The following is a 17,604-nucleotide window of genomic DNA, read 5'->3' on the forward strand; positions in this document are numbered from 1 at the left end:
TGGAACATGAATCGATTTCTTGCTTCTGATGACGAGATCATCTTCGGACAGAGAGAAGCCGTTGTGGAAATCATGCAGGAGCGCTTCGGGGTCTGGACGCTCGAGATCTCGCTCCTCCTCCAGGGACTTGCCGAATCCCTCACGGTGCGCTCTCCCAATGGTGGGACGCTGCTTCTGTCGTTGCTGGCAGACAAGCGTGTGAAGCGGAGCGCCGTCTCTCGCGGCGGGACAAACAAACTGAGGTTCGATCTGTCTCGAACCCAAGCGGAGTACCTACAAACCGTGCTCTTGCGTGCCTATCGCGATGGCATGGCCGATGTGGAGCATGTTCACATTGAAGGAGAGTTCGCTGGAACAGCATATGACTTGACGTTCTTTTTCGGTGCGTCGCAACCGCCGATGTCCGCGGAAGAAGCTGCCAAGCGCATGCAAGACTGAGCGTAGACGACGGCACACCCCCCGGAGTTCAGGGCCGAGGCGGTCAAGCTGGTGCGCGAGGGCAGCAGGAACCTGCCACAGGTGGCCAAGGGACCGAGTCAGCCCTACGCCACTGGGGACTCGAGGCCGACAGCGGCCAGAGCAAGGCGCCAGACCCTGTCCCCGTGGACTTCATGTGCCAGCAGTTGGGCGTGTCGCGCTCGGGCGACCATGCCTGGAAGGAGCGTCCGGAGTCCGAGCGACACAAGGCGGTCCGCGCCCTCGACGAGCGCCCCAACGGCACATTGGCGGCACCTGGACAGGAGGCGTAGCCCGGAAAACAAAAAAGCCCCCGAGTCTTTCGACTCGGAGGCTCTTGCGGAGTGCCCAGGGCGGGATTCGAACCCGCACACCTTTCGGCGCCACCCCCTCAAGATGGTGTGTCTACCAGTTCCACCACCTGGGCTTGCTGCGAACCGCGAACCGCGTTGCGACGCGGCCTCTAGTACCATGAACCGCGCCGCCGACAACAATTTTATTTAGCGAGCCCCACCTGCACTTTGCTGGGGCTCGCTGGCCGCCCGCCTACTGAGCGGGAGCGGGAGCCGGGGCCGGCGTCTCGGCCGGGCGCGGCTGCTCCACCGTGCCAGGCGTGCCCGGGGCCTGCTGCTCCGCGGGCGCCGCGCCCGTGGGGGCCGCCGTGTCCTGCGGAGTGGCCGCCGGAATCTGGCCCGCCGGAGGCGCGCCCGTCGTCGAGGGGCCCGGCCCGGGGGTGCCGGCCGGAGCCGGAGCCGCCGCGGGAGCCACCGCGCCCGCCGCCACCGAGGAGCGCATGCCCACGAAGGACAGGCCCAGCGACGTGAGGAAGAACAGCGCCGCGCAGACGCCCGTCACCTTCGTCAGGAACGTCGTCGCGCCCCGGCCGCCGAAGGCACTCGTCGCGGCTCCGCCGCCCAGCGCCGAGCCCATGCCCGCGTCCTTACCGGGCTGCAACAGAATGACGAAGATCATGAACACGCACAGCAGGACGTGCACGATCGTCACGAAGGTCAGCATGCTTGGCTCTTCTTTCCAGTCCTGAATAAAAGGTCGCGCAGCCTAACCGAACGGCGCGCTCGGTGACAATCTTCCTATGCTCCCAGCGCGCCCTTGAGGATGCCCGCGAAGTCTCCCGCCTTCAGACTCGCGCCCCCCACCAGCGCCCCATCCACGTCCGGCTGGCCCAGCAATTCCGCCGCGTTGTCCGGCTTCACGCTCCCGCCGTACTGGATGCGCACCCGCTCCGCCGTCCCCACGTCGTACAGCCGCCCCAGCTGCTCGCGCAGCGCCCGGTGCACCTCCTGCGCCTGGGCGCTCGTCGCCGTGCGGCCCGTGCCAATGGCCCACACCGGCTCGTAGGCGAGCACGAAGTTCGCCACCTCGGCCGCCTGGTAGCCCTTCAGCGCGCCCAACACCTGCTGCTCCACCACGTCCTTCGTGCGGCCCGCCTCGCGCTCCGCCAGCGTCTCGCCCACGCACACGATGGGCGTCATCCCCGCCGCCAGCACCGCCCGGATGCGCTTGTTCACCGTCTCGTCCGTCTCGCCGAAGTACTGCCGGCGCTCGGAGTGGCCCAGGATGACGTAGGAGCACCCCACGTCCTTGAGCATCGGCGCGGACACCTCGCCGGTGAACGCCCCGCTCGCCTCCCAGTGGCAGTTCTGGCCGGCCAGCTTCAGCGCCGAGCCCTCCAGTTCCTTCGCCACCGCGGAGAGCGACACGAAGGGCGGCGCCACCGCCACCTCCACGCGCTCCGCCGGCAGCCCCGCGGCCAGTCCCTTCAACTCCCGCACCAGCGCGAGCGCCTCGGAGAGCGTCTTGTTCATCTTCCAGTTGCCAGCGATGAGCTTGCGTCGCGACGGTGCGGCCATGGGGACTGACTCCTCGGGGAGGACGGTGGATGAAGCGGAGGGGGTGGACTACTTCGTCTCGAGCGCCTTGACGCCCGGCAGCTCACGGCCCTCGAGGAACTCGAGCGAGGCGCCGCCGCCGGTGGACACGTGGCTGAGCTTGACGCCCAGGCCCATCTCGTTGACGGCCGCGGCGCTGTCGCCGCCGCCCACGATCGTCACCGCGTTCTTGTTGGCCACCATGGCCTCGGCCACCGAGCGCGTGCCCGCGGCGTAGCGCTCCACCTCGAACATGCCCATGGGGCCGTTCCACACCACCGTCTTGGCGTTGCGGATGTGCTCGGCGTACATGGCGCGCGTCTTCGGGCCGATATCCAGGCCGATGAGGTCCGCGGGGATGGCCCGGTCGGGCACCTCGCGCAGCGGGCCCTTGTCGCCCAGCTCCGTGCTGCAGATGTGATCGATGGGCAGCACGAGCGACGTCTTGAGCCGCTGCGCCGCCTCGAGCAGGCGCATGGCCATGGATAGCTTGTCCTCCTCCACGCGGCTCTTGCCCACTTCGATGCCCTGCGCCTTGAGGAAGGTGTAGGCCATGGCGCCGCCGACCAGCAGCGCGTCCACCTTGGGCAGCAGGCTCTCGATGACCTTGATCTTGTCGCTCACCTTCGAGCCACCCAGGATGGCCACGAAGGGCTTGGCGGGGTTCTTGATGGCGCCGCCCAGGTACTCCAGCTCCTTGCGCATGAGCAGGCCGGCGCCCTTCTCCTTCACGTGGGGCACCATGCCGGCGGTGGAGGCGTGCGCGCGGTGCGCGGTGCCGAAGGCGTCGTTGATGTAGACGTCGGCGAAGGAGGCCAGCTCGCGCGCGAAGGCCTCGTCGTTGGCCTCCTCCTCCTTGTGGAAGCGCAGGTTCTCGAGCATGAGCACCTGGCCTTCCTTCTGATCCTTCACCAGCTTGCGCACGCCGTCGCCCACGCAGTCATCGGCGAGGATGACCTCGTGCTTGCCGCCGAGCAGCTCGGACAGGCGCGAGGCGGCCGGCTCCAGGGACAGCTTGGGCTCCACGCCCTTGGGCCGTCCCAGGTGCGAGGCGAGGATGACCTTGCCGCCCAGGTCCAGGGCCTTCTGGATGGTGGGCAGGGCCTCGCGGATGCGGGTGTCGTCGGTGATGCGCCGGCCTTCCAGGGGAACGTTGAAGTCCACCCGGATGAAGACGCGCTTGCCGGTGAGCTGCATGTCGTCGATGTAGCGGATCGTCATCGTTCCCTCTGGTTGGTCCGTGTTGACGGCCTTGGGGGATTACAGGCCCTTGGAGGACAGGAACTTGGCCACGTCCACCATGCGGTTGGAGAAGCCCCACTCGTTGTCGTACCAGGCCATCACCTTGGCGAGGTTGTCGCCCATGACCATGGTGTTGGTGGAGTCGAAGATGGAGGAGTGCGGGTTGCCGTTGTAGTCGACGGACACGGTCTGCTCGTCGTTGTACTGGAGCACGCCCTTGAGCGGACCCTCGGCGGCCTTCTTGAAGGCGTCGTTGATGGCGTCGACGGTGGCGTTCTTGGAGAGCACCACGCTCAGGTCCACCAGGGACACGTTCGGGGTGGGCACGCGCACCGCCATGCCGTGCATCTTGCCCTTGAGGCTCGGGAGCACCTCACCGATGGCCTTGGCGGCACCCGTGGACGAGGGGATCATCGACAGGGCGGCGGCGCGAGCGCGGCGCAGGTCCTTGTGCGGCAGGTCCAGGATGCGCTGGTCGTTGGTGTAGCTGTGGATGGTGGTCATCACGCCCTTCTCGATGCCGAAGGACTCGGTGAGGACCTTGGCCAAGGGCGCCAGGCAGTTGGTGGTGCACGAGGCGTTGGAGAGGATCTGGTGCTTGGCCGGATCGTACTGGTCGTGGTTGATGCCGTAGGCGATCGTGAAGTCCTGGCCCTTGGCCGGAGCGGAGATGATGACCTTCTTGGCGCCCGCGTTCACGTGCTTGATCGCGCCCTCGCGCTCGGTGAAGTGGCCCGTGCACTCGAGGACGATGTCCGCGCCCAGCGACTTCCAGGGCAGCGCGGAGGGATCCTTCTGGGCCGTGACGGCGATCTCCTTGCCGTCGATGACGATGGCCTTCTCGGTGGCCGACACGGTGCCCGGGAAGATGCCGTGCACGGAGTCGTACTTGAAGAGGTGGGCCAGGGTGGCCGGAGAGTCGAGGTCGTTGATGGCGACGAACTCGAGGTTCTCCTTGCGGGCGAGCGCGGCGCGCAGCACGCAGCGACCGATACGACCGAATCCGTTGATGGCAATCTTGGTGGCCATGTTCAAGCTCCTTGAGCGGGGAATGGGGCAGGGACGAAAAGGCGGGCGACCGTAGGCATGGGCGGCACGCGAGTCAACGCTCTCCGCGAGCCAAATGACGTGTCCGCCGGCGTTGCACAAGACGCAACAGCAACAGTCCCGCCAGGGAACCCGTTCCCCCCCCCGCCCCGCAGCCGCAGCCGCCCCGCTCCTCGCCGTAGGAGCCGGGGACCTGCTCGAGGGTGCACGGGAATGCGCCCCCCGGGGAGCTCAAGCCGCCCGAGTCCAGGTCCAGGGGAAGGGCCTCCTCCGCCCCGGGCGCCGGGGGCGGCGACGTCAGCACCCCCGCCCGGGCCAGGAAGGCCCCCATCAGGTACGCGCGGCGCTCGGGCGTGACGACGCCCTCGAAGGGCACGCCCAGGAAGAGCACCTGTCCCCCCGGCGCGGAGAGGATTCCCGCCGCCGTGTCCGCTCCGGAATAGCCCAGCACCGGCTGGCCCCCCTCCCCCGGCCGGAGCACGTCCGTCGCGCCCACCGGGAAGGAGCCCCGCCGCCCGTCATCCAACAGGGAGCCCGCCAGGCCCGGGAAGAGGCCCTCCGTGAGCCCCCCCACCCGCGGCGCCGACAGACCACACACTGGCCGGGCGTGCAGGATGTCCGTCAGGAAGGCGACGTCCTCGGCGCTTCCCACCGCGAGCGCGGAGGCGATCTGACTGCCCGACAGCAGCAGGTGCCCGCCCCCGAGCACGAAAGCGCGCAGCAGGGCCTGTTCGGTGGCGTCGGGACCCTCGCTCCGGGCCTGTCCCCGCCCGGAGAACCAATCCAGCACCGGGTAGCCCACGGGGGTGAGGAGGCCCGCGGCGATCGCCTCGCTCGTCGCGCCGTCGAAGGCCACGGCGTTGCGCGCCAGCGCGTCCCCGTGGCGGAGCAGGGCCGTCCCGTCGTTCATCGCCTCCACGAAGAGGCGCCGGGGCGAGCCCAGATCGTACGCCGAGAGCTCCTCGACGCGCGCCATCGTCGCGTCCAGGGCCCGGAAGGCGTTGACCACGAGCACGCGCGGCGCCCCGTCCGTCGCGCCCACGCTCACGCCCACCACGTCCGAGGGGAAGGACTCGCCGCCCTCGTTGACGGCCGCCACCCGGAAGTAGCGCGTCGTGCCCGCCGCGAGCGGCAGGGAGAAGGACGTGGCGGAGGTGTCCGTACCCTCGTCCCAGGCCAGCCCATCCGTGCTCTGGTAGACGCGGTAGCCCGTGGCCGGATGTTGCGGGGGCACGGCGCCATCCGGATCCGCGGGCGGCGCCCACTTCACCTCGACCTGGCCGCCTCCCGCGTTGCGGGCCGCCACCGCCGAGGGCGGTTCGGGGGGCAGGTGGATGACGGGAGCCTGGCCCTCCGGGGTATCCCGGACGGCGAAGTACTTGATGAGGCCATGGAGGAAGGCCCGCGCGGCGACGCGCCGGAAGTGCGGCTCCTTGAGCCACGCGGCGTCCTGGGCGTTGTCATGGTAGGCCACCTCCACCAGCACGGAGGGGATCTCCGGATTGTGGGTCGCGTTCACCTCGCCCAGGTTGGCCGAGCGCAGGTTGCGCACCCGCCAGTTCGGCTCGATCTCCCGCTGCAGGTCCACCTTGAGTTCGTCCAGCAGGCTCTGCGCGAGCTCCGGACTGCCGGGGACGATGTTCTTCGCTGGCTCGTATTTGCCGTCCACGGGATTGAGTCCATAGACGTAGGCCTCCGTGCCCCGAGCGGATCCATTCGCCGAGGCATTGGTGTGCCAGGCGACGTACACAGCGTCCTCGCCCTCCTCGTGCAGCCAGGCCGCGAAGCGCGGGCGGGCGGTGACGTCGGCGTTGCGCTCGTTGGAGAGCGCGTTGGTCCCCGTGGGCGCGAACACCGAGAACGGTGCGCCGCTATACTGGACGTGGTAGCGCGCGCACTCCTCGGAGCGCGGACGCGCGAGTGGACCCATCTGCGCATCTCCAATATCGCCCGTGCCGCCGCCCAGGCGCACGGCGTCCAGCGACACGGTGCCCGCCTCGGCCGAGTCGTTGAGCGCCACCACCGACGCCGACTCCGCCGGAGCGCCCGCCCGGAAGTAGAAGCGGCCGAGCAGCACCCACGTGCCCCCGTGGCGGCGCTGGTTCACGCGGAAGTGGCTCTCGCCGCCCGCGTGCCGCACCACGTAGTGCGCGTCGGTGACGCGGCTCGGGTCCGAGCCATAGGAGACGTACACGTGGTAGGCGCCGTCCGCGGGCACCCGGGGCGCCCAGGTGGCCCGCGCCGTGGCCGTGGCCGCGGCCGTCATGAGCCGGGTGTCTCCCAATTGGAAGGGCAGCACCGCGTTGCCCATGGGCACCGGCGGCACGCCCCATCCAGAAGCAGGGCCCGTGCTGGAGAAGAGCTCCGCCGGCCCCTGCTCCGAGTACCCCACCCCGCCGTTGTCGAGCGCCACGCCCTGGGGATTCAGGTCCGGCTCGCGCACCGGCACCACCGTGGCGCCCGCCCCCATCAGCATCGGCAGCAGGTACTGGTCCATCGTCTCGAGGGACACCATGTCCTCGACGACGTCGTTCGTGTTGCCGCGCTGGGTGGCCCACCGGCCCAGGGGCGAGCTGCGGTAGAAGCCATGCCCGGGGCTCAGGTAGATGGTCTTCCCCGACAGCGCCCCGGTGCGCAGGCGCGTCTGGGGCACCCCCGACAACGCGGAGATGCCGGAGCCGCGCTGCTCGCGGCGCACCAGGGCGGGCTCGGTGGGCGACCAGCGGGTCTCATGGGGCCGGGGGCCGGGCAAGGGCACGTACTCCGCGTCCGGGGGTTCCAGCCCACAGGCGTGAGCAGCGTCCTCTTCCTGGGCCTGGCTGGTTCCAGGCCAACAGAAGATCGTGAGCAACACCCAGACAGTGGTACGGAGGGATGCAGGAAGTGCCATGAGGCGCCGGACGTTAGGTCCCGGCGCGAGGCCTGCCAATCGAACTCGTGGGTGCCCACCCACTCTCCCGCTAACCTGTCCTCAATGAGTTCCCCCGCTCCCTACTCCCCACCACCTCCCCCGGAGACGCCCCGGCCTCCCGCCTACGCCTCGCGAGGCGGCACGGGCGTGCTCGCCTCCTTCCGCCATGCCTGGGACGGGCTCATCCACACCGCCGTGCACCAGCGCAACATGCGCGTGCACCTGGTCTCCGCCGTGCTCGTGGGGCTCGTGGGCAGTGGCATCCCCCTGGGCGTCGCCGAGAAGGTCATCCTCATCTTCTGCGTGCTGCTCATCTTCTTCGCGGAGATCCTCAACAGCGCGCTCGAGCACCTGGTGGACCTGGCCACCCGGCACTTCGACGAGAAGGCCCGGCTCACCAAGGACGCCGCCGCCGCGGGCGTGCTCGTGCTCGCCATCGGCACGGTCGTCATCTTCGTCTCCATCCTCGTGAACAACTGGGAGACGGTCGCCGAGAGCGGCCCTCAAATCGCCCGGCAGGTGGCGCTCGGCCTGCCGCTCACCGGGTGCGTCACCCTGCTGGTGCTCCCCCACCGGCGCGCCCGCTGGATGGATGTGTCCGCCGTCGTGGTGGGCGCCCTGCTGCTCGGCGCCCTCGCCGCGTACTCGGTCAGCTCCGTCTTCACCGCCGTGAACGCCGGCCTGTTCATCCTCGCCGCGTCCGCCGCGCGCCAGCGGCGCCGGGAGCAGGCCGCCGCCCGTCCGCCCGGGTGACGAGCCCCCCGGAAACGAAAAAACCGGCTCGAGGCCGGTTTCGTGTACCGCGTGGGCTGTGCCGCCTGGGGGCGCTCGAGCCCCGGGACCCGCCCGGAACCCGGCTCACCCGCCAGGGACAGTCCGCATTCTAAGCGGTCAGGCTTCCTGGCGGAAGTCCGGCCGGCTCTCGGGGCTCACCGGTGCGACGTTGGCGTGCACCCCCTTGAGGTCCTCCGACACGAGGTCCAACAACTCGGTGGCCATGCCGATGATCTGCATGGGGGTGTAGCCGTCCGCACGGAGCTGGTTGAAGAAATTCTGGGCGAGGAGACGGGTCTTCTGCTTGTTCGCGTTCAAGGTCGTTTCCTCCAGAAACAGTGGGACCGCGTAGTCACTGGAGAATCATTCTTCAACCCTCGTGCCAGCCGTCGACTCGTGGACGGATTTCCCATGCACTCCAAGGAGTTATGAAGAGCCCGGGGGTGGCACGAGGCTCCTCGCCTGCGAACGGGCCTTCGCACTTTCGCGGCGCGCACGGGGATGGACCACGGCGGAGTGCGTCACCCGGTTCGCACCTTTGGCAAACTCCGCTGTTCGCTGGCTTGCATTCCAGGCATGGGGTGGCGCACATACGCGCCGTCGTCGGCTGAGGAGAAGAGCGTCGCATGGCTTATCGGGTGAACAACATTGGGTTGTGGTTGGACGAGCCGGAGGAGCTGCTGGGCCAGCGCGCGGCCGAGAAGCTCGGGGTGACGCGAGGCGATCTCCAGTCCGTGCGCGTGGTGCGCGCGGTGCTCGATGCACGCAAGAAAGGCAGCCCTCGCTATATCTATACGCTGGAGGTGGAACTGTCTCCGGGCCGGGTGCCACCGCGGCTGCCGCCGGACGTGGGGGAGACGCCACCGCCGCCCGAGCCGCCCGCGCGCGTGAAGGAGCCCGAGCGCCTGCCGCTCATCATCGGCACCGGCCCCGCGGGTCTCTTCTGTGCCCTGGCGCTGCTGGAGCGCGGCGTGCGCACCATCCTCGTCGAGCGGGGCCGGGAGGTGGTGACGCGGCGCAAGGACGTGGCGAAGCTCATGCGCGACGGGACGTTGGACCCGGAGAGCAACATGAACTTCGGCGAGGGCGGCGCGGGCGCGTACACGGACGGCAAGCTGTCCACGCGCATCAACCACCCCCACGTGCGCAAGGTCATCGAGACGTTCGCCCGCTGCGGCGCGCCGGACCACATCCTCATCGAGGGCAAGCCGCACATCGGCTCGGACCTGTTGCCCGGCGCCGTGGCGCGCATCCGCGAGGAGCTCATCGCCGGCGGCAGCCAGGTGCTCTTCGAGCACAAGGTGGAGGCGGTGCTCGACCGCGACGGGCGGGTGACGGGCGTGCGGCTGGCGGACGGACGCGTGCTGGAGAGCGACCGGGTGGTGCTCGCCCCGGGCAACTCGGCGCGCGAGCTCTACGAGCGCTTCGCCGCCGACGGGCGCGTGGTCATCGAGCCCAAGCCCTTCGCGCTCGGCTTCCGGGCGGAGCATCCGCAGGGGCTCATCAACTCCATCCAGTACGGCAGCGCGGCGAAGAACCCGAAGCTGCCTCCGGCCGACTACAAGCTCGCGGAGAACCTGGACGTGAACGGAGAGGTGCGCGGCATCTACTCCTTCTGCATGTGCCCGGGCGGCATCGTGGTGCCCACGCCCACCCAGGATGGGCTGCAGTGCACCAACGGCATGAGCAACTCGCGCCGCAACGCGAAGTACGCCAACGCGGGCATCGTCGTCACGGTGTCCGTGGAGGACTTCGAGCGCGAGGGCTTCCGCGGTCCGCTCGCGGGCCTGGAGTTCCAGCGGCACTGGGAGTCCAAGGCGTACGAGCTGGGCGAGGGCAAGTTCTTCGCCCCCGCGCAGACCATCCCCGACTACCTCGCGGGCCGCGTGAAGAAGGATCCGGGCGGCACCAGCTACCGGCCGGGCCTGGCGCACACGGACCTCAACCGCCTCTTCCCCGAGCGCCTCACGCAATCGCTCAAGCAGGCGCTCAAGGCGTTCGACCGCAAGATGCGCGGCTTCGTGAGCGACGAGGGCAAGCTCATCGGCATCGAGAGCCGCACGAGCTCGCCCGTGCGCATCACCCGCGGCGAGGACATGCAGTCGGTGTCCATGCGCGGCCTCTACCCCGCGGGCGAGGGCTGCGGCTACGCTGGTGGCATCGTTTCCTCGGCCATTGATGGACTGCGCGTGGCTGAGCAGATTGCGGCCGAACTGGCCTGACTCGACCCGGGAGGGCACGATGCGCTACCACGTACGTACGCCGGACGGAGAGCTGGACTACCTCTCTTTCAGGGAGGTGGAGTTGGCGTACATGCAGGGCCTCGTGGGCCCCGATGACGAGGTGCGCGAGGAGGGGCAGACCCTCTGGCGCAAGGCCTCGACCATCCCCGTGCTCGCCCGCGCGAAGCCTCCCGCCCGGGGGTGGAAGGCCCGGAGCCAGGCAATGACCGTGGTGGGCTCGGTGCTGCTGGCCATCTGGGCGCTCATGCTCATCGCCAGCGACTCCTGGACCCGGCGTGGCCTGGGCATCGTGCTCGCCCTGACCACGAGCGCGCTGCTCACCCGCGTCACCTACAAGGCCTTCAAGCGGCCGGGCGCTCCCCGGAGCTGAGCGGCCATCCAGACGAGCGTTCCGCCCCGCCCGCTTCCCGTCCCTCCAGCGCGGCGTTTGGAGCCCGAGACCGAAATCGTCCTCCCGCCAACGACTGTTCCTTTCAGTACGGAACATTCGGAGCGCGTCATTCGGCCGACGCCGAGGGGAGGACGAACTTGGTCAATACCTATCTGTCCCGAGAAGCGGCACAAAGGCTGAAGCATGGAGCCCCCTGGGTTCGCCGGGAGGACATCGTCTCCATCGAGGGGACGCCCGCGCTGGGAGAAGCCGTCCAGCTCCGGGACGAGCAGGGACGATTGCTCGGCCTGGCGGACGTGGACCTCGAGGCCTCCTACGCGGTGCGCCGCCTGGGCTATGCCGACGAGACCGCCGAGGGCCTCATTCCCCGTCACGTGCGCCACGCCTTCGAGCGCCGCGCGCTCACGGTGGACGACCCGCGCTTCTGCCGCGCCATCAACGACGATGGGGACGCGCTGCCCGGGCTCATCGTGGACAGGTACGACCGGCACCTCGTCGTCCAGACGCTCACGCGCGCCATGGACGCCCGGCTGCAGGAAATCACCCGCGCCCTCGTCGAGGTGAGCGGCGCGGAGTCCGTGCTCTTGCGCAACGACACGCCGCGGCGCCGGCAACTGGGCCTGCCCGCGCAGCGCCCCCACGTGCTGCACGGCACCCCTCCCCGGTGGACGCGCGTGCTGGAGCTGGGCGCTCGCTTCACGGTGGATCTCCAGTACGGCTCGGGCGTGGGCTATCCGTATGACCAGCGCGAGCTGCGCCGCTTCCTGGCCCGGCTGTCCCAGGGCGCGCGGGTGTTGGATCCAAGCTGCCACGTGGGCGGGCTCTTCGTGCACGCGGGACGCCATGGCGCCCGCTCCATCCTCGCCTTCGACAGCGACGCGGACACCGCGGACCTGGCGCGCGAGAACGGCGAGGCCAATGGCCTGCTGGGTCGGCTCCAGGTGGAGCGCGGCGACGCGCTCGACGTGCTCCACGGCGTGCAGGACACCTTCGATCTGGTACTGCTGGATACCCCCGATGCGACCTCCGCGGAGACCTTCGTCGAGCAGGTGCGCCTGGGCCTGCGCGCCACGCGCCACGGCGGCGTCGTCCTCATCGTCGGCTACCACCCACCCCTGCCCATGGGCGGCTTCGACAACCTGGTGGCCGAGGCGTGCGAGCAGGAAGAGCGCCGCAGCTTCCGCATCGCCCGGTTCGGCCTGCCGCCGGATCACCCCACGCTGGTGGGCTTCTCGGCCACCGACTACCTCTCGGGCATCGCGCTCGAGGCGAGCTGACGCACCGAGGCGCCGTGGCGTCCCCGCCCACGGCGCGCGGCACGTCCGGCGCGGTCGGGTCGGCCAGGGCAACGCGACACCCCGGGAAGAAAGGACACGGAGCACATCCACTCCGCCCCGGTGGTGGTAGTGTGCCGCGCCGAGATCATGACGACCGACAATCATCAGACAGACCCCTCCTCCTCCTCCGCCCCCGAGGCCTCCGTGGAAACGGTGCGCAAGGTGTACGCGAAGGATCTCCGCGAGAAGGACCCCGTCCACACCGTCTTCCGCGTGGCGCAGAAGACCCGCGTCACCGCGCGCAGTGGCAAGGTGTTCCTCTCGCTCGTGCTCACCGACAAGAGCGGTGAGATCGACGCGCGCGTCTTCGACAAGGTCGACGCCCTCGAGCCCACCTTCTCCGCGGGCGACTACGCGCTCGTGCACGGCCACGTCATCGCCTTCCATGGCAAGACGCAGGTCGTCATCGAGGCGCTCGAGAAGCTGGATCCCGAGCCGCTCGATCCCAAGGAGTTCGAGCCCCCGCCGGCGCCCCTCGCCCCGGCCGCCGCCGCCCCCGAGGAGTCCGCCGCGCCCAAGCGCGACGAGGCCCGCAAGGACGAGCCGGCCGCCCGGCGCGAGGAGTCCGCTCCCGCCAAGGGTGGCGAGGGCCCCGGAGGCGCTCGCGCCGTGGGGCAGATCCGCGAGCTCGTCGCCGAGCGCGTGAACGACGCCAACGTGAAGGCACTGCTGCTGGCCTTCCTGGATGACGCACAGGTCGCCGCGGCCCTGCCGCACGCGCCCGCCGCCAAGGGCGTCCACCACTCCTACCGCGGGGGCCTGGCCGATCACCTCCTGTCGGTGCTGCGGCTCGTGCTGCGCGTGGCCGACCACTACCCCATGGCGGATCGCGACCTGCTGCTCGCCGGCGCCCTGCTCCATGACGTGATGCGGGTGGCGGAGACCTCCGCGGGCGGAGAGCCCACCGACGAGGGCCGGCTCGTGGGCCACCTGGTGCTCACGGCGCAGAAGATCCGCGAGAAGGCGCTCGGCATCCCCCACTTCCCGCCCCTGCTCGAGCAGCACCTCACCCACCTCGTCATCGCCCAGTTCGGCCAGGTGGAGAGCGGCTCGCCCCGGGCCCCCGTGACGCTCGAGGCGCAGATCATCCACTCGCTCACCGCGCTCGACGCGCGCATCGCCGCCTGGACGGACGCCATGCAGCGCGACCCCCACGATCGGTGGACCGAGAACCTCCGGCCCTACAACCGCTCGCTCTGGAAGGGTCCGGCGCCTACCTCGCGGGGCCGGGCGCCCGTGGAGGGCGGTGGCCGCCGCAAGAACAAGGAGAAGAAGAACCGGGAGCGGCCGGAGAAGTCCGCGGGCGCACCCTCGGGCGACGGCGCCCCGGTGGAGGCCCGTGCCGAGCGTCCCGAGCGCGCCGAGCGCCCGCCCAAGCCCCCGCGCGAGCCCCGTCCGCCGCGCGAGCCTCGGGAGGCCAAGGAGCCCCGGGAGCCTCGGGAGGCGCGCGAGCCCAAGCCGCCGCGCGAGCCGGTGAACGTGCCCAAGGAGCTGACCTTCAAGCCCTTCAGCGTGCTGACGGCGCCGAAGGCGGAGCCCAAGTCCGAGGACGGCACGGACACGGAAGGTTGACCCATGGCGAAGCGACTGGGTGAACGGCTCGTCGAAGCGGGCCTTGTCACGAGCGAGTCCATCCAGAAGGCGCTGGAGCACCAGAAGATCACCGGCCACCGGCTGGGGGACTGTCTGGTGGAGATCGGCCTGCTCCAGGAATCGGGGTTGCTGCGATTCCTGGCGGCCGAGTTCCAGACCCGCTTCGTCTCCGCGGAGAAGCTGGCCAAGGCGCGCATCGCCACCGAGGTGTTGGACAAGGTGCCGGTGCGGCTGGCGGAGGCGCAGAACGTGCTCCCGCTGGCCATCGATCCGGAGCGCAAGCTCCTGTCGGTGGTGGCGGCCGAGCCGCAGAACAAGAAGTTGATGGACGAGATCGCCCTGGTGACGGGCATGTCCGAGGTCTACGCGTACGTGGGCCTGCGCAGCTCCATCGCCGCGGCCATCCGCAAGCACTACTACGGAGACCCCACGGCCTTCGCGTCGCTGGAGCTGGGCGGCCACATGCGCGCGGACGTCAACGCCATGGCCTCCGCCTTCGAGAGCACCACCGGGACGGCGCCCAAGGCGAGCCTCCAGCTGCGGCTCGACTCGGAGACCCGCCATCGGCTGCAGCGTCCGGGCACGCAGACGCGCGCGGGTACGCGGGGGGATGCGCTCCTGGCCTCGCGCGGCACCGTGTCGGACGGCGACTACATCGAGACGTTGAACATCCTGGTGTCGATGATGGAGCGCGAACACAAGCACCACCGGGGGCACTCGGCGCAGCTCGCGCGCCAGGCGGCGGTGGTGGCGCGGCGCCTGGGCATGGCGCCCAAGGACGTGACGGCGGTGAGCATCGCCGGCCTGCTGCACGACCTGGGCAAGCCCGCCGAGCGCCATTTCTGCCTGGCGAGCAACGCGGTCAATCCCGAGTGGATGGCCGAGGCGAAGCGCTACTGCCGCGTCCCCACCAAGCTCTTCGAGACGGTGAACCTGCCGGTGCAGGTGAACACCATGCTCGCGCAGCTCTACGAGGCCTATGACGGCTCGGGCACGCCCCAGGGCGTCAAGGGCGACGACATCACCCTGGGCGCGCGCATCCTCGCGACGGTGGACAGCTACCTGGAGCTGACGAAGAACCCGGCCAATGCGCTCGGCAAGCTGCACAGCAAGGCCAAGGCGATCGAGCACCTGAAGGAGAACGCCGGGAAGCTGTACGACCCCTTGGTGGCGAACATCGTCACGCAGGTGCAGAGCGGCGAGTTGCTGCGGCAGAGGCTCGTCAACGACGGCCGGCAGATCTTCATCGTGGAGCCCGAGCAGGGCACGCGGACGGGGCTGCTGGAGGCCGTGCAGAAGCAGGGGCTGGTGGCGTATGCGCTGTCGCTGCTGGACGGGGCGTACGACGCGCTGGTGCATCAGGAGTGCGACGTGCTGGTGGTGGGGCTGAAGTTCGGCATCGACGAGGTGGTGGCCCTGTTGCAGGCGGTGCGCGCCTCGGCGGAGCACGCGGGCCTGCCCGTGGTGGTGCTCGGAGATCCGGACCCGGGCCTACGCGAGCGGTTGATGATGTGCGGGGCGACGGCGGTGCTCCCCCCCACGGCGCTGGCCGAGGCGGCCCGGACGCTGAAGACGCTGTACGAGGATCGCATCCGGCACAACGGGCCCGCGCGGGTGGTGCGCGGAGGCATGGACGAGCTGCCCGGACCGGAGCTGTTCAAGTGCCTGGGCGGGGGCAAGAAGTCAGGGCGGCTGCACCTCAAGTACCACGTGCATGAGGGCTTCCTGCACCTGGAGAAGGGCCGGGTCGTCTTCGCCTCCGCGGCGGGACAGACTGGTGAGCCGGCCCTGCAGACGCTGCTGGGCTTCACCCAGGCCGACTTCCGCTACGATCCGGACTCGCTGCTGTTGGACGTGCCCCAGTTGGATCAGGAGCTCGAGTCCCTGGCCCAGCGCATCGTCCCCCGCAGGACCTCGGTGTACGTGCCCACGGTGTGAACAATAAACGCGAATCGCGAAACACAAACAATTCAAAGTGCCCAAAAACATCCGCCGATGGAAGCACCGCTTTCTCGATTGAAGCCGCGTCAGACGTGGAAGCCCAACAGGGCCGCCGCGTGGGCTCTCGTCGTTCTCCTCCCGGCGTGTGCGATGTCACCGGGCAGGAGCGGTTCCTTCCGCTACAGCTTCGACTCGCCCTCGGCGGCCTGTCGGCATAGCCTCTCGGGGTGCGTCGCCCTCTACGGCAAGGAAATCGCTTCGGCGACGGCCGTCCTGAAAGTAGCGCTCGATGTTCCGACGAGAAACGACATCGAGCGCACGTTGTCAGAATGCGCGGACATCGCCCGTTCGGAAGTCCTTCTCCGGCACGAGGGGGACTTCGCCGGTTTGACCCCCACTGCTGACGAGTGCAAGCAATGGGCGAAGAACGCGAGAAGCAAGGGGATGACGTGGGCCATGCAGTTGGGAACGGAGATGCATGAAGAGGCGCTCGAGTGCGTGGAGGAGCGACTGAGCAAACTGCGTCCGGGAGGATTCAGTCTGGAACCACGCTACCGCTACGACTCGCGTCAGGATCGCTGGAAACAGGTGAGCCGCGAGGAGGAGCAGGCCCTGGAAGAGTCGGGCAATTCGGGTGAGCTGAAGGGCTCAGTCAAACCCGATGTCGTGATTCATCAGGGGGATCCGCTCCGTGCGCAGGCCGTCTATGACTTCAAATTCCCATGTATGAATATCGATGAGATACCCAAGTGGCCTCGTTACCCACCAACCCACCCGTACTCGGGACTGGACCAGGGGACCGTGTACGAATGGGCTTTCTCCATCAAGCCCACACGTGTCATGCCGCGCTTGGGAGTCATTCATGAATAGTGAGCCCTGGCCCCATATTCGCATCTATTCAGAGAAGGGACTTCTGGTCCTTCGAGACGGATTCAGCATTACACTCTATACACGGCACCCTCACGCGCAGATAGCGGAAGGGGCCCTGCGCTCGCTCGAACTTTATCTGAACGCGGTGGAGCCCGGTGCGCTTGGCTTGTACGCAGACCTGGACGGGTACTGGCAAAATCTCGATTCCACCGCCTGGAAGCTCATCCGAGATGAGCTTCGACACCCCACCCAAGCCCATATTGAGCTGGCAGATGCATCGGCCGTCCAAGCGCGCTATCGCTTCACCTACCATGGCAGCTCGTTTACTCCCCTCCCCTTCATCAGAGACACTTCGACATGGGTCTCGGCGATGTCTTGCTGGCTGCCCACGGAGTACCTGAAAGAGCGCGGTTTCGCGCAAGTGCGTGAACTCGTGATGGGAATGGCGTCGTGCTTTCCTTTCTGCTCTGGCCATGCAGGCCTCTCCCTTCATGCCCAGAACGACCTCCTGTCTTTGGAGAAGGTGTCCCGCGCGAGAGCGAACCGGTATCCAGGCATGGACATCGCGCTTTCTGCCCTTCCCACCCTGGACATTGGAACGAGGGTCAACGGTGTGCATTGGCTGAACTTCCTGGGCCCTCCCGTGCTGGACGCATTGGGGGGCATCACGGGCCTCCGAGTTCGCTTGCACTCGCCAGACATCACCGTTCAGGAAATGGAGGAGGGGCGGGCCGTCGTCACCCTCGGCGCTCATCCTGACGCCGGAGACCTTGAGGAGGGACGCACGCTCCCCGCCTACCGGGAACTGGCGCGCGTCCTGGAGCCCTTCCTCTATCAACGACGCTATCTGCCGAACGAAGAGGTCCCCGAAGAGCTTCGCCGCTGGGAGCGCCGCTTCCTGGATTGAGCC

15 protein-coding genes, 1 tRNA gene and 1 pseudogene are annotated in these 17,604 nt (G+C 68.9%); 10 read left to right on the top strand and 7 right to left on the bottom strand.

Annotated elements, in window-relative coordinates:
* The first annotated feature begins 6 nt into the window (after nucleotides 1-6).
* Together D187_RS07955 and D187_RS57600 are read left to right on the top strand one after the other, a co-directional pair.
* The gene (locus D187_RS07955) at nucleotides 7-438 is read left to right on the top strand and encodes a hypothetical protein (protein ID WP_002627291.1); all 432 of its coding nucleotides are present in this window, start codon (nucleotides 7-9) and stop codon (nucleotides 436-438) included.
* Nucleotides 439-486: 48 nt separating this feature from the next.
* Nucleotides 487-686, top strand: a pseudogene (locus D187_RS57600) (IS3 family transposase); the annotation flags it as partial.
* A 115-nt stretch (nucleotides 687-801) separates the two neighbouring features.
* Here D187_RS57600 and D187_RS07960 read toward each other — a convergent pair.
* The 6 genes from D187_RS07960 to D187_RS07985 all read right to left on the bottom strand — a co-directional run bounded on the left by D187_RS07960 (nucleotide 802) and on the right by D187_RS07985 (nucleotide 7,392).
* Nucleotides 802-883: transfer RNA gene (locus D187_RS07960), tRNA-Leu, on the bottom strand.
* A 119-nt stretch (nucleotides 884-1,002) separates the two neighbouring features.
* Nucleotides 1,003-1,473 (bottom strand): preprotein translocase subunit SecG, encoded by a 471-nt coding sequence (gene secG / locus D187_RS07965; protein ID WP_002627293.1) that lies wholly within the window; start codon nucleotides 1,471-1,473, stop codon nucleotides 1,003-1,005.
* Between the two features lie 74 nt (nucleotides 1,474-1,547).
* Entirely contained in the window at nucleotides 1,548-2,327 is a 780-nt protein-coding gene (tpiA, locus tag D187_RS07970) for a triose-phosphate isomerase (RefSeq protein WP_002627294.1), read from the bottom strand.
* 48 nt (nucleotides 2,328-2,375) lie between these two features.
* Entirely contained in the window at nucleotides 2,376-3,566 is a 1,191-nt protein-coding gene (locus D187_RS07975) for a phosphoglycerate kinase (protein WP_002627295.1), read from the bottom strand.
* A gap of 39 nt (nucleotides 3,567-3,605) precedes the next feature.
* Nucleotides 3,606-4,616 carry a type I glyceraldehyde-3-phosphate dehydrogenase gene (gap, locus tag D187_RS07980; RefSeq protein WP_002627296.1) on the bottom strand — a complete coding sequence of 337 codons (1,011 nt, stop codon included), beginning with the start codon at nucleotides 4,614-4,616 and terminating at the stop codon, nucleotides 3,606-3,608.
* A gap of 73 nt (nucleotides 4,617-4,689) precedes the next feature.
* Nucleotides 4,690-7,392: a golvesin C-terminal-like domain-containing protein gene (locus D187_RS07985; RefSeq protein WP_438356944.1), complete on the bottom strand. Its 2,703-nt coding sequence runs from the start codon at nucleotides 7,390-7,392 to the stop codon at nucleotides 4,690-4,692.
* A gap of 216 nt (nucleotides 7,393-7,608) precedes the next feature.
* Between D187_RS07985 and D187_RS07990 the strand changes: the two genes are divergently transcribed.
* Nucleotides 7,609-8,298, top strand: a complete 690-nt coding sequence (locus D187_RS07990) for a diacylglycerol kinase family protein (RefSeq protein ID WP_002627298.1) — start codon at nucleotides 7,609-7,611, stop codon at nucleotides 8,296-8,298.
* A gap of 138 nt (nucleotides 8,299-8,436) precedes the next feature.
* Here the strand turns inward: D187_RS07990 and D187_RS07995 are convergent, their stop codons facing one another.
* On the bottom strand, nucleotides 8,437-8,637 hold the full coding sequence (locus tag D187_RS07995) for a hypothetical protein (RefSeq protein ID WP_002627299.1): 201 nt from the start codon (nucleotides 8,635-8,637) through the stop codon (nucleotides 8,437-8,439).
* 308 nt (nucleotides 8,638-8,945) lie between these two features.
* Here D187_RS07995 and D187_RS08000 point away from each other — a divergent pair, with 308 nt between their 5' ends.
* The 7 genes from D187_RS08000 to D187_RS08030 all read left to right on the top strand — a co-directional run bounded on the left by D187_RS08000 (nucleotide 8,946) and on the right by D187_RS08030 (nucleotide 17,601).
* Nucleotides 8,946-10,541 carry an NAD(P)/FAD-dependent oxidoreductase gene (locus D187_RS08000; protein WP_002627300.1) on the top strand — a complete coding sequence of 532 codons (1,596 nt, stop codon included), beginning with the start codon at nucleotides 8,946-8,948 and terminating at the stop codon, nucleotides 10,539-10,541.
* A 19-nt stretch (nucleotides 10,542-10,560) separates the two neighbouring features.
* Nucleotides 10,561-10,932: a hypothetical protein gene (locus D187_RS08005; RefSeq protein WP_002627301.1), complete on the top strand. Its 372-nt coding sequence runs from the start codon at nucleotides 10,561-10,563 to the stop codon at nucleotides 10,930-10,932.
* Between the two features lie 158 nt (nucleotides 10,933-11,090).
* Entirely contained in the window at nucleotides 11,091-12,230 is a 1,140-nt protein-coding gene (locus tag D187_RS08010) for a class I SAM-dependent rRNA methyltransferase (protein ID WP_002627303.1), read from the top strand.
* A gap of 147 nt (nucleotides 12,231-12,377) precedes the next feature.
* On the top strand, nucleotides 12,378-13,862 hold the full coding sequence (locus D187_RS08015; protein WP_002627304.1) for an HD domain-containing protein: 1,485 nt from the start codon (nucleotides 12,378-12,380) through the stop codon (nucleotides 13,860-13,862).
* A gap of 3 nt (nucleotides 13,863-13,865) precedes the next feature.
* Nucleotides 13,866-15,821: an HD domain-containing phosphohydrolase gene (locus D187_RS08020; protein ID WP_002627305.1), complete on the top strand. Its 1,956-nt coding sequence runs from the start codon at nucleotides 13,866-13,868 to the stop codon at nucleotides 15,819-15,821.
* A gap of 78 nt (nucleotides 15,822-15,899) precedes the next feature.
* A complete protein-coding gene (locus D187_RS08025) occupies nucleotides 15,900-16,694 on the top strand; it encodes a hypothetical protein (protein WP_051256265.1) in 795 nt (264 codons plus the stop codon).
* The gene (locus D187_RS08030) at nucleotides 16,687-17,601 is read left to right on the top strand and encodes a type VI immunity family protein (RefSeq protein ID WP_081713614.1); all 915 of its coding nucleotides are present in this window, start codon (nucleotides 16,687-16,689) and stop codon (nucleotides 17,599-17,601) included. Before D187_RS08025 ends, D187_RS08030 begins: the two co-directional genes overlap by 8 nt.
* The last annotated feature ends 3 nt before the right edge of the window (nucleotides 17,602-17,604 follow it).

Source organism: Cystobacter fuscus DSM 2262, from assembly GCF_000335475.2.
GTDB classification, from domain to species: domain Bacteria; phylum Myxococcota; class Myxococcia; order Myxococcales; family Myxococcaceae; genus Cystobacter; species Cystobacter fuscus.